The 12,566-nt window shown below is 68.3% G+C and carries 8 protein-coding genes; 4 read left to right on the top strand and 4 right to left on the bottom strand.

Going from position 1 to position 12,566, the window contains the following annotated elements; genetic code table 11:
- Nucleotides 1–93: 93 nt before the first annotated feature.
- The 3 genes from J0I99_RS13135 to J0I99_RS13125 all read left to right on the top strand — a co-directional run bounded on the left by J0I99_RS13135 (nt 94) and on the right by J0I99_RS13125 (nt 5,887).
- The gene (locus J0I99_RS13135; RefSeq protein ID WP_291398206.1) at nt 94–2,940 is read left to right on the top strand and encodes an FAD-binding and (Fe-S)-binding domain-containing protein; all 2,847 of its coding nucleotides are present in this window, start codon (nt 94–96) and stop codon (nt 2,938–2,940) included.
- A gap of 178 nt (nt 2,941–3,118) precedes the next feature.
- Nucleotides 3,119–4,312, top strand: coding sequence for an RNA methyltransferase (locus J0I99_RS13130; protein WP_291398144.1), 1,194 nt, complete (start codon nt 3,119–3,121; stop codon nt 4,310–4,312).
- 168 nt (nt 4,313–4,480) lie between these two features.
- Nucleotides 4,481–5,887 carry a protein adenylyltransferase SelO gene (locus tag J0I99_RS13125; RefSeq protein ID WP_291398142.1) on the top strand — a complete coding sequence of 469 codons (1,407 nt, stop codon included), beginning with the start codon at nt 4,481–4,483 and terminating at the stop codon, nt 5,885–5,887.
- 243 nt (nt 5,888–6,130) lie between these two features.
- On the opposite strand, the gene J0I99_RS13120 is transcribed toward J0I99_RS13125, so the two are convergent.
- The gene (locus J0I99_RS13120; protein WP_291398140.1) at nt 6,131–8,305 is read right to left on the bottom strand and encodes a CHASE2 domain-containing protein; all 2,175 of its coding nucleotides are present in this window, start codon (nt 8,303–8,305) and stop codon (nt 6,131–6,133) included.
- Nucleotides 8,306–8,497: 192 nt separating this feature from the next.
- Between J0I99_RS13120 and J0I99_RS13115 the strand changes: the two genes are divergently transcribed.
- The gene (locus J0I99_RS13115) at nt 8,498–8,884 is read left to right on the top strand and encodes a DUF3307 domain-containing protein (RefSeq protein ID WP_291390672.1); all 387 of its coding nucleotides are present in this window, start codon (nt 8,498–8,500) and stop codon (nt 8,882–8,884) included.
- Between the two features lie 142 nt (nt 8,885–9,026).
- Here the strand turns inward: J0I99_RS13115 and J0I99_RS13110 are convergent, their stop codons facing one another.
- From J0I99_RS13110 to J0I99_RS13100, 3 genes are all read right to left on the bottom strand, one after another.
- On the bottom strand, nt 9,027–9,485 hold the full coding sequence (locus J0I99_RS13110; protein ID WP_291390671.1) for a Crp/Fnr family transcriptional regulator: 459 nt from the start codon (nt 9,483–9,485) through the stop codon (nt 9,027–9,029).
- Between the two features lie 138 nt (nt 9,486–9,623).
- Nucleotides 9,624–11,435, bottom strand: coding sequence for an IlvD/Edd family dehydratase (locus tag J0I99_RS13105; RefSeq protein ID WP_291398138.1), 1,812 nt, complete (start codon nt 11,433–11,435; stop codon nt 9,624–9,626).
- Between the two features lie 139 nt (nt 11,436–11,574).
- Nucleotides 11,575–12,546: a LacI family DNA-binding transcriptional regulator gene (locus J0I99_RS13100; RefSeq protein ID WP_291398136.1), complete on the bottom strand. Its 972-nt coding sequence runs from the start codon at nt 12,544–12,546 to the stop codon at nt 11,575–11,577.
- Nucleotides 12,547–12,566: the final 20 nt, after the last annotated feature.

Below are 12,566 nucleotides of genomic sequence, written 5' to 3'. Positions count from 1 at the left end.
TTTCCGGACGCAGGGGCCAGACCGGATGACAGCGGGGGAGCGGGGCAATAGAGTGCCGGCATCAGGCGCACAGGACGGTTTGACGTGAACGACATGGCCCCCATCGGGGTGGACAAGGCTGCAGCCGGGCAGGGCGTGGCGGCGCGGCTCAAGGGCGTGATCCGGCAGGATCGGATCATGACCGATCCGGTGATGACCTATGCCTATTCGGGCGATGCCAGCCACTATCGGCTGGTGCCGGCCGTGGTGGTGATTGTCAATACGGAACAAGAGGTTAGGGCGGTCATCGCGGCGGCGCGGGCGGAACGGCTGCCGCTCACCTTCCGGGCGGCGGGGACGTCGCTGTCGGGCCAGGCGATCACCGACGGCGTGCTCGCCGTGCTGGGCGACGGGTGGCGCAAGCTGGTGGTGCACGAGGGGGCCGAGCAGGTGACGCTGGGGCCGGCGATGATCGTCGCCAACGTCAACAAGGCCTTGAAACCGTTCAACAAAAAGCTTGGCCCAGATCCGGCGAGCCAGGCCACCTGCAAGATCGGCGGCGTAGTCAACAACAACTCGTCGGGCATGTGCTGCGGGGTGGCGTACAACACCTATCACACCATGGCGCGGCTGAGGGTGATGCTGGTCGATGGCACCGTGCTCGATTCCGGGGACGCCGGGTTGGTCCGGGCTTTCCGGGAATCGCACGCCGAACTTCTAGGCAAACTCCACGACCTGCACATGGAAGTTTGCCAGGATTCCGAGCTCGTGGCGCTGATCCGGGAGAAGTACCGGATCAAGAACACGGTCGGCTACTCGATCAACGCGCTGGTCGATTTCCACGATCCGATCGACATCCTGATCCACCTGATCGTGGGGTCGGAGGGGACGCTCGGCTTCGTGTCCGAGGTGACCTACAACACCATCCCAGAGCATCCCTACAAGGTCACCGGGCTGATCCCGTTTCCCGACCCGCATTCGTGCGGACGGGCGATCACGCGGCTGAGCAATGGCGGGGTGCAGCAGACGCATGGGGTGACGTCGGCCGAGTATCTCGAGCGGCGGGCGCTTGCGGCGGTGGAACACCTGCCGGTGATGCAGCCCTACCTCAGGTTCTTCACCGAGACCTCGCCGGCCATGCTGATCGACGTGACGGCGGAGAGCCCGGCGGAGCTCGAAAGGGAGATCGCGGCGGCGACCGCAGTGCTGCGCGCGGAGGGCGCGACCGACATCGACTTCGGTGACGGCGACGCGGAACGGGCGCACCTGTTGTGGGACATGCGCAAGGGCTTCATCCCGATGTTCGGGGCGACACGGCCCAAGGGCACGACCATGCTGACCGAGGACGTGGCGGCGCCGGTGGAGCGGCTGGCCGACTTCGTCATCGACATGCGCAAGCTGCTGGACGAATACGGCTACGACGACGGCGTGCTGTTCGGGCACGCGCTAGCCGGGAACCTGCATTTCCAGATGGCGGCGGACTTCGCCAATCCGGCCGAGGTCGAGCAGTTCGACAGGTTCTCGGTGGCGCTGGGCGAGCTGGTCTCGGTGCAGTATGGCGGCTCGCTGAAGGCCGAGCACGGCACGGGACGGGCCATCGCCTCGTTCGTCGAGCTCGAGTGGGGGGCGACGGCCTATCGGGTGATGCAGCGGATCAAGGCGCTGTTCGATCCCGAGGGGCTGCTCAATCCGGGCGTGCTGCTCAACCCCGACCCGCAGGTGCATGTGCATGACCTGAAGCGCATGCCGCTCGCCGACGAGATCGTCGACATGTGCATCGAGTGCGGCTTCTGCGAGCCGGCCTGCCCGAGCCATCACATGACGCTGAGCCCGCGCCAGCGCATCGTGGTGACGCGCGAGCGGGCCCGGCTCAAGGCCTCGGGCGAGGACCCGGAACGACTCGAGGCGCTGGAGGAGGGGTTCGACTATGCCGGGCTCGCGACCTGCGCGGCCGGCAATGTGTGCGCGCTGCGCTGCCCGGTGGGCATCGAGACCGGCTCGATGGTGATTGGCGAGCGGGCGCGGCGGCGGACCGACTCACAGCGGCGCGTGGCGCATGCCGTCGGCGGGCATATGGTGGCGCTCGAGCGCGGCATGAAGCTCGGGGTCGGGGCGCAGGCGCTCAGCCGCACCATCATCGGCGACGGGGCGACGGATGCACTGGCCGGCCTTGCGCGCAAGCTGACCGGTGGGGCGGTACCGCGCGTGTCGCCGGCACTGCGGCCGGGACCGGGTGCGCCGAAGGCGGCGCCGGCCGGCACCGGCGAGAAGGTCGTCTACTTCCCCAGTTGCGCGACGCGCCTGTTCGGCGCGGCGACGAACGAGCACGGGCTGCTGCCGACGACCGAGGCGATGCTCGCGCTGCTCAGGCGCGCCGGGTTCGATCCGGTCGTGCCGGAGCATGCCGAGGGCGAATGCTGCGGGCAGCCGTTCCTGTCGAAGGGCTTCCCCGAGGAGGCCGAGCGGGTGGGCGGCCGGACACGGGTCGAGCTCGACCGGCTGTCCGATGCCGGGCGCCTGCCGGTGCTCACCGATGCCTCGACCTGCGCCAAGCACATGCGCGAGCATCCGGGCGAGGCGGTGGTCGCGGATTCGGCGGAGTTCCTGATCGCCGAAGTACTGCCCAGGCTCAAGCTGACCCGGAAGCTGCCGGCGGTGGCCGTGCACCACAACTGCTCGGCGCAGCGCCTCAAGGAACAGCAGGCGATCAACGCGCTGGCGGCGGCAATTGCCGACAAGGTGGTGGTGCTCGATGCGATCAGCTGCTGCGGCTATGCCGGCGACAAGGGGTTGTTCGTGCCCGAGCTCAACGAACACGCGACGCGCTTCGGCAAGGCGCAGATCCCCGAGGGGTGCGAGGTCGGGCTGTCGACGGTTTCGACCTGTGCCACGGGGCTGAGCGAGCGGATGGGAATCCCGTTCTTCTCGATTGCGAGCCTGCTGGAGAAGGTGAGCCGGTAGGGCGGGGCGCAAGCCCCTCACCCGTCCCGGCTTCGCCGGTCCACCCTCTCCCCGACGGGGAGAGGAATAGAGGTGGTCGCTGATGGTGCGGTATTCTTCTCCCCGTCGGGGAGAAGGTGGCGCGTAGCGCCGGATGAGGGGTCTTACTGGCGGCCCCAATCCCTGCTACCTCCAGCCCATGACCGAACTCACCATTCAATCCCTGGGCCAGCATGGCGACGGCATTGCCGAACATGGCGGTGCGCGGGTGTTCGTGCCGTTCGCGCTGCCGGGCGAGCGGGTCGAGGTGGCGCTCGAGGGTGAGCGTGGCACGCTGCTCTCGATCATCGAGCCGAGCCCGGAGCGGGCCGGGCCGATCTGCGCCTATTTCGGCACCTGCGGGGGCTGCGCGCTGCAGCATCTGAGCCGCGCGAGCTATGCGGCGTTCAAGCGCGGGCTGGTGGCCAATGCGCTCGAGCATGCCGGCGTCGCGGCCGAGGTGGCGGAACTGGTCGATGCCACCGGCACGGGGCGGCGGCGGGCGACGCTGCATGTGCGCAAGGCCGGGGCCGGCTACATGCGGGCGCGCTCGCACGACGTACTCGATATCGCGGCCTGCCCGATCCTCGTGCCGTCGCTGCACAAGGCCGCGCCGCGCATCGCACGCGCCCTGCAACCGCTGGCGGGCGACAGCGATGCGAGCTTCACGCTGACCGACACGGGCCTCGACCTGTCGGTGAAATCGGAGCGCAAGCTCAAGCCGGTGCAGCTCGCCGAGTTTGCGCGGGCGCACAAACTGGCGCGGCTGACCTTCAACGGCGATCCGGTGTTCATGGCGCGGCCGCCGGCGGTGAAAATGGGCAGGGCGCTGGTCGAGATTCCGCCGGGCAGCTTCCTGCAGGCCACCGAGGCGGCCGAGGCGACGCTGGCGCGGCTGGTCGTCGAAGGCGTCGGCAAGGCGAAGGCCGTGGCCGACCTGTTCTCCGGGGTGGGGCCGTTCGCGCTCAGGCTGGCCGAGCAGTCGCGGGTCCATGCGGCGGACAGCGACCGGCCGGGGATCGCGGCGCTGCAGAAGACGGTCAACCATACGCAGGGGCTGAAGCCGGTGGACGCGAAGGTGCGCGACCTGTTCCGCGACCCGCTGGCGCCGATCGAGCTCGATCCGTTCGATGCCGTGGTGTTCGATCCGCCGCGCGCCGGGGCCGAGGCGCAGGCGAGGGAGATCGCGCGATCCAAGGTGAAGACGGTGGTGGCGGTGTCGTGCGAGCCCAAGACGTTCGCGCGCGATGCGGCGATATTGATCGCGGGCGGGTACCGGCTGGAGAGTGTCGTGCCGGTGGACCAGTTCGCGTTTTCGACGCATGTCGAAGTGGTTGGGGTGTTCCGGCGGTGAGGTCCGCGGTCGATCGGGGTCGCGCACCCCTCACCCGTCTCGGCCGTTGGCCGATCCACCCTCTCCCCGACGGGGAGAGGAACAGGGGTGATCACCGATGCCGCTCGGTTCTTCTCCCCGTCGGGGAGAAGGTGGCGCGTAGCGCCGGATGAGGGGCTGGGAGGCACGATGACGGCATTCAAACCCCGCACCACCCATGCCGAGCTCGGCGAGGGCTATTTCGACAAGGTCCGGCCGGCGGCCTTTCCGCAGACGATCCTGCGCTACCGCAACCAGAGGGCGGCGGCGTCGGTGGGGCTCGATGGGCTCACCGAGGCGCAGTGGATCGCGCATTTCGGGCGCTTCGAGCCGCTGCCGGGGTCGTTCGCGGAGCCGCTGGCGCTGCGCTATCACGGGCATCAGTTCCAGACCTACAACCCGGACCTCGGCGACGGGCGCGGCTTCCTGTTCGCGCAGCTGGAAGACCTCAATGACGGCCGGCTGATGGACCTCGGCACCAAGGGCTCGGGACGCACGCCGTGGTCGCGCGGCGGCGACGGCCGGCTGACGCTGAAGGGCGGGGTGCGCGAGGTGCTGGCGACGGCGATGCTCGAGGCGCTGGGGGTGAACACGTCGAAGTCGCTCAGCCTGATCGAGACCGGCGAGGAACTGGAGCGCGGCGACGAGCCGTCGCCGACGCGCGCCTCGGTGCTGGTGCGGCTGAGCCACGGGCATACGCGCATCGGCACGTTCCAGCGGCTGAGCTACCTCAAGGAAGAGGAGCGGCTCAAACGGCTGGTCGACCATTCGGTGCGGGCCTACTACCCGGAGCTGTGGGTCGAGGGCGACAACGGGCGGGCGGCGAAGTTCCTCGGCGCGGTGAGCGAAAAGGTGGCAGAGACCGGGGCGAACTGGATCGCGGCCGGGTTCGTGCACGGCGTGCTCAATACCGACAACATCAACATCACCGGCGAGAGCTTCGACTACGGGCCGTGGCGCTTCCTGCCGACCTACGAGCCGACGTTCACGGCGGCCTATTTCGACGAGAGCGGGCTCTATGCCTTCGGGCGCCAGCCCGACACGCTGGCCTGGAACCTGACGCGGTTCGCCGAAGTGCTGCTGCCGCTGGGCGAGCACGCGGAGATGGAAGCGGGGCTCAACCGGTTCTGGCCAGCCTTCCAGCGCGCGATCTGGGCGGCGGTGCTGCGCCGGCTGGGGCTGGCAACGCTGGGGGTCGAAGCGGACTCGGCGCTGGTGCAGGAGGTGTACAACTTCCTCAACGAGACGCAGATGGGCTACGAGCAGTTCTTCTTCGACTGGCGCGGCGGGGACGGGTCGCGGGCGCTGCGCAGCCCGGCGGCCGAGCACTATCGCGGGGCGGCATTCGAGACGCTGGCCGGGCTGATCAGCGCGCATCCGCGGGCCGGCGACGCCAATCTCGATCATCCGTATTTCAGCCGGGAGACGCCGCGCACCACGCTGATCGAGGAGATGGAGGCGCTGTGGGCGCCGATCGCCGAGCGCGACGACTGGCGGCCGCTGTACGAGGCGCTGGGCGAGATCGAGGAGATGCGCGAGGCCTATGCGGGGGAGTGAGTCCAGGCTCCACATACCTCCCAGTCGTCATCCGCGGGCTTGACCCGCGGACCCATGGGATGCCGCAACATCGCTGGGTCCCCGGGTCTTCGCCCGGGGATGACGGTGCCTGGTAGCGAACGCGGTGCGGCACTCTTCGTCCGCCTTCGAGCACCTTCTCCATGCACCCGTGGCCGCCCCCTCCACCAGCTTCTGGGTCCCCCTCCCCGCCCCGCGGGGGAGGATCACGGAGGGGCCGGTGCCCTACTGCGCGGCGATGTCCGGAGTCAGGGGCTGCAGGGTGTCCCGGACCTCGAAATCGGCGCGGCGGGCGGGAAGCTGCTCGTAGAACTTGACGAGGCCGGGCTCGACCTGCGGGGCCAGCGCCAGGCATTCGGCGATGCCGCCGTGGACGTCCCGGCCGTGGCGGAGGCCATCGAGCACCTCGGCATGGGTGGTGCGCAGCAGCCTGAAGGCGCCAGTGCCGGCGAGGGCATCGTCGCCGACGACGAGGTAGATGGGGACCCGCTCGGCCTTGCCCTTGAGCGCCAGGGCGCCGGCCTCGAGCAGGGCGAAGTCCTGGGTCGCCAGATAGGTCGGCTCGGCGCACAGGATATCGTAGCCGACCTCCTTGCAGGCGCTCTCGACGCGGCTCGCGACGTTCACCGTGTCGCCGAGGGCGGAATAGTCGAAGCGGGTCTCGAGCCCCATGTTGCCGACCAGCGCCTCGCCCGAGCACAGCCCGATGCCGATGCCGAGTGCCTCGACCGGGGCCTTGCTGGCGCGCAGCTGGAAGGCGTCGGCGCCGTTCAGCTGGGCCAGCTTCTCGCGCATGGCGATGGCGGCGCGCAGGGCCTTGGCCTCGTGGTCGGGCACGTCCACCGGTGCGTTCCAGAAGGCCATGATGGCGTCGCCGATGAACTTGTCGATGGTGCCCATGCGCGAGACGATCTCGCGGCCGAGCGCGCCGAACAGGGTGTTGAGGATGGCGAGGATGCGCTGCGGCTCGGTCTTCTCGCTCAACGAGGTGAAGCCGCGCATGTCGGAGAACAGCACGGTGATGCGGCGGATGTCGCCGCCGAGCTTGAGGTTGTCGCCCTTCTTCTCGATCTCGGCAAGCAGCGAGGGGGCGACGTAGTAGCCGAAGGCGCGGCGGATCTTGCGCTTGGCCTGCTCGGTGGTGAGGAAGCGGAAGAAGACGAGCGCCAGGTAGAGCAGGGTGAGGCCGACGAAGGCGAAGCTCGGATCGAGCATGGCGCCCTCGGAGACGAACATCCACCACGAAAAGCCGATGGCGCTGCCGAGGCAGAGGCCGCCGGCGAGCAGGCCGGCGATCGGCCCCAGCTGCAGCACGATGACGACGAGGATGGCGCCGAGCACCAGGAAGCCGACCATCTCGAGGCCAATGACCCAGTCGGGGCGGGTGAGATAGGTGCTGGAGAGGATCTGCTCGATGGCCTGGGCGTGCACGGTGACGCCCGGCACGTTGTCGCCGAGCACGGTGTTGTGCAGGTCGAGCAGGCCGGAGGCGGAGGTGCCGACGAGGATGATGTTGCCGGCGACCTTGTCGGCGAACTGCTGGTAGTTCGGCGACAGGATGTCGGCGGCCGAGACCAGCATGGCTGGGTCGGGGCGGCTGTAGTAGAGCCACAGGTCGCCTTCCGAGGTCAGCGGCACGGTGAAATCGCCGATGCGCATGCTGTCGACATAGCCCTCGGCAGCGGTATCGCCGAAGACGACGACCGCACCGATGCCGAGCGCGATGCGGAGCGCCTCGACCGAGAGGGTGGGAAAGATGGCGCTGCCATTGGTCCACAGCATGGGCAGGCGGCGCACCGCGGTGGTCGAGAGGTTGGCGTTGAGGCTCACCGCCGCAAGGCCGGGGGCGGCGTCGCGGAGCAGCGGAAGGGGGGCGGCGACGCCCGGCAGGTAGGGCAGGCCGGCGCTCGGATCCGGCCCCGAGATGGCGAAACCGCCCTTGGGGTTGCCGGTCAGCGGCTTGCCGGCGACGGTGGAGGAAAAGCCCAGGATCGAAGGCGAGCGCGACAGGGCGTCGGCGAACACCCGGTCGTAATCGGGGAGTGCTGCCGCGTCGACGCCGGGCAGGGTCGCGGCGATGCGGCTCGGCGACATGCGGTCGGGCTCGGCGAACAGGATATCGAAGCCGATGGCGGCGGCGCCCAGTTCGGTCAGCCGGTCGGTGAGCGTCGCCAGCCGGTCGCGCGGCCACGGCCACTGGCCGAGCTCGGCCAGCGAGCGCTCGTCGATATCGATGACATGGACGGGGAAGTCGCCGGCGGGGCGTGGATGCAGGCGCTGGTAGAAGTCGAAGGCGATCTCGCGCAGCACCTGCACCGGGAACGGATCGGACAGGCGCAGCAGCGTCAGCAGGACGACGACGACAAGGCCGGCAAGGATCGGAAGCAGGCGCCGGAGCATGCGCGACCTATTGTGTTTCGACGTCGGGGCGGCGGGCTGCCATGGCAGGAATGAACGCCGGGTGAACGGGGATCGGACTCACGCTAGCACAAGGCACAACTCTGTGCTTGCCTCAATCGGCGGCACTTGCCAGCATAAGCTGCCGGAGACCCGGTGCGGGCCTCTGGGGGCCGCCTCGCAAGGACAGACCGAATGGTCGCACTGTTTCTATTGCTGTTCGTCGGGCTGGAGCTCAAGCACTTCATCGCGGACTATTTCCTGCAGCCGGCATGGATGCTCAGCGGCAAGGGGGATTTCCGCCAGATCGGCGGCTATGCCCATGCCGGCGCGCATGCCGTGCTGACCGGGCTGGTGCTGCTGGTCGCCGGCACGCCGATCGCCTGGCTGGCGGGCCTCGTGCTGGCCGAGTTCGCGGTGCACTACCTGCTCGACTACGGCAAGATCGCCTATTCGCGCGGCGTGCATGTCGACAGCCAGCCGCGCCGCTTCTGGAGCCTGCACGGGCTCGACCAGATCTTCCACCAGCTGACCTACGCGGCGATCATCTACGCGGTGCTGTTGAGCAAGGGCCTGGCGTAGCCAACTTCCACCAACCCACCCACGGCGTCATTCCCGCGAAAGCGGGAATCTGCGCTTGCTGAGCGTGCCGCAAAACAGGGATCCCCGCGTTCGCGGGGATGACACCAAGTAACCGGCGAGTCCGTAGCTTAAGCCGGGCGTACTACTTCTTCTTGCGCTTGGGGTCGTCGGGCTCGACGAGCTGGGCCAGGATCTTGTCGACGAGGTCGAGGTCCTCGCGCTTGCCCTGCGACTGCTGCTGCAGGTCGACCAGGTAGGACGTGGTGTAGTAGAGCCGGCGGGCGAGCAGGGTCGCGACATAGAGGGCGATCTCGGGCTGGCCGCCGAGGAAGCCGAGCGCGTCGTCGATGACATAGGCCTTGACGGTGGACAGCGCCTTCACGGTGGCGCTCGAGGGCATGTCGAGCAGCGCGGCCATTTCGCCGAAGATCGAACCGGGCTCGTCGATATAGCTGACCTGGGTGTCCTGGCGCAGGACTTCGACCTGGCCGTCGATGAGCACGAAGAGCTTGCCGTCCTGGCCGCCCTCCCTGATCAGCACATGACCTGCCCGAAAGGTGTGCGCAACACGCCCTTTGCAGTAGTCCAGAATATCAGACATCGAGCCCTCACCCGCCGTGTGCCCGACAATTGTGCGCCGGACTAGTCCCACTCGTCAAACATTGCGGCTGCTTGTTGACCGACTGGCCGGCCCGGCGCAAGTAGAAAGGGCCGGTTTGACCCGGCCCTTTGCATGAGATCAGTGGTTGTCGCGCGGCAGACCTGCGGTCTGCGCCAGCCGCTGGTAGTTGACGGCAGGCTTGAGCACCATGCCCGAGCCGAGCTGGTCGACGAGACCGCGCTGGATTTCCTGCCACGGCGTCTGGTGGGCGGGATACTTGTAGCCGCCGGCGGCGTGCAGCTCGGCCCGGCGCTGCTCGATCTCCTCGTCGGAGATGAGGATGTCGGCCGACCCCTGGTTGAGGTCGATGCGGACGCGATCGCCGGTCCTGAGGATGGCGAGGTTGCCGCCGGCCGCCGCTTCGGGCGAGGCGTTGAGGATCGAGGGCGAGCCCGAGGTGCCGGACTGGCGGCCGTCGCCGATGCAGGCGAGCGAGGTGACGCCCTTCTTGATCAGGTAATCCGGCGGCCGCATGTTCACGACCTCGGCCGCGCCCGGATAGCCGATCGGGCCCGTGCCGCGCATGAACAGCAGGGTGTGCTCGTCGATCGCGAGCGCAGGATCGTCGATGCGGTGGTGGTAATCCTCGGGGCCGTCGAACACGACCGCCTTGCCCTCGAACATGTTCGGGTGCGCCGGGTCCTGCAGGTAGCGGGCCTTGAACTCCTCGGAAATCACCGAGGTCTTCATGATGGCGTTGTCGAACAGGTTGCCGCGCAGGACGAGGAAGCCGGCTTCGGACTTCATCGGGTTGCTGAAGGAGCGGATGACCTTGTCGTCCTGGATCTGCGTCGACCGGCAATTCTCGCCGATGGTCTTGCCGTTGACGGTCGGGGCGTTCTCGCGGATCAGCCCCTGCTTCATCAGCTCGTTGACCACGGCCGGCACGCCGCCGGCATGGTAGAAGTCCTCGCCCAGGTATTCGCCGGCCGGCTGCATGTTCACCAGCAGCGGCACCTTGTGGCCGTGAGTCTGCCAGTCGTCGATGTTGAGCTCGACGCCGATGTGGCGGGCAATGGCGTTGACGTGGATGGGGGCGTTGGTCGAGCCGCCGATCGCCGAGTTGACGACGATGGTGTTGATGAAGTTGTCCTTGGTCAGGATGTCGGAGGGCTTGAGGTCCTCGTGCACCATCTCGACGATGCGCTTGCCGGTGCGCCAAGCCATTTCCTGCCGGTCACGGTAGGGCGCGGGAATGGCGGCCGAACCCGGCAGCTGCATGCCTAGGGCCTCGGCCAGCGAGTTCATGGTCGAGGCCGTGCCCATGGTGTTGCAGTAGCCGGTCGAGGGGGCGGAGGAGGCCACCAGTTCGATGAACTGCTCGTAGCCGATCTCGCCGGCCGCCATCATCTGGCGCGCCTTCCACACGATCGTGCCCGAGCCGGTGCGCTCGCCGCGGAACCAGCCGTTGAGCATGGGGCCGACCGAGAGCGCGATGGCCGGGATGTTGACGGTGGCGGCGCCCATCAGCATGGCGGGCGTGGTCTTGTCGCAGCCGATGGTCAGCACCACGCCGTCGAGCGGGTAGCCGTACAGCACTTCGACGAGGCTCAGGTAGGCGAGGTTGCGGTCGAGGGCGGCGGTCGGGCGCTTGCCGGTTTCCTGGATCGGGTGGACCGGGAATTCGATCGCGATGCCGCCCGCCTCGCGGATGCCTTCGCGGACGCGCTTGGCCAACTCCATGTGATGGCGATTGCACGGCGACAGGTCCGAACCGGTCTGGGCGATGCCGATGATCGGCTTGCCCGACTGCAGCTCCTCGCGCGAAATGCCGAAGTTGAGATAGCGCTCGAGATACAGCGCCGTCATGTCCGGGTTTTCCGGATTGTCGAACCAGGCGCGCGACCTGAGCTTCTTGCTCTTCGTGGTCTCGCCGTTACCCGAACTCATAGTGATCTCCTCAAGCTGTGCCGGCCGATCCTTTAGCCCAAACCGGGAGGCTTGGGCAGGCATTCCTTCGATGGGGGAGGACCGTACCGGGCGCGATGATAAGCATCGGCAATTGTGGTGGCAATGGCCGCGATAGGGGTCAGCGCGCCGTGCTCTGCCGCTCGAGGAGCGTGATCGGATAGTCGAAGACCGGCCGCTCGACCGGCTGGCCGCGGAGCCGGGCGAGCATCATGCGGCCGGCGTTCAGGCCCATGTCGTAGCCCTCGATGTTGAGGGTGGTGAGCGACGGGTTCAGGTGGGCGGTGAAGTCGAGGCCGCCGAAGCCGGCGATGGCGACCTGGCCGGGCACGGCGACGTTGCGCTCGCGGGCCCGCAGCAGCGCGCCGATGCCGAGGATGTCGGTGCCGAAGAAGATCGCGTCGCAGTCGGGCATGGCGGCGAGGATGTCGTCGAAGGCGCGCATGCCGTCGATGATGCCGCGCGTGCCCTCCATGGGGTGGATGTAGGCCAGGTCGGCGCCGGTTTCCGCCAGCCCGGCCCGGAAGCCGGCGATGCGCTCGGCGCCGCGCTCGACGGTGTGGCCGCTGTAGACGATGCGGCGGAAGCCGCGCTGGCCGAAATGCCGTCCCATCAGGCGGCCGCCATCGGCATTGGAGAAGCCGACCAGCATGTCGATCGGATCGTCGCGGTGGCCCCACATCTCGACGATCGGGATGTCGAGCTTGCCGACCGCCGCGCGGGTCGAGGCGGCCCGCACCACACCGGTGAAGATGACGCCGGCCGGCCGGAACGGCAGGGCGGCGTTGACGACCTTGATCTCGGTATTCTCCGAGTACCCGATCTGGGCGAACATCAGGTGGTAGGGGGTGGCCTCGAAGGCATCGACGATGCCCTGGATCGAGGTGGCGAAATGCGGGTTCGACAGGTTCGAGACGAAGACCGTCACGATGGTCGAGCGCCCCGATCGCAGCGAGGAGGCGAAGTGGTTGACCACGTAGCCCGTTTCGGCCACCGCGGCGAGGATGCGCTGCCGGGTCTCCTCCTTGACCTTGTCGGGGTAGGACAGGGCGCGTGACACGGTAATCGGGGACACACCGGCGACGCGCGCCACATCCTCAACACGAACAGCGC

Source organism: Devosia sp. (assembly GCF_017307495.1).
Classification (GTDB): Bacteria; Pseudomonadota; Alphaproteobacteria; order Rhizobiales; family Devosiaceae; genus Devosia_A.
Note: the sequence above shows the minus strand (reverse complement) of the source record. Positions and strands in the feature narration are given on the sequence as shown.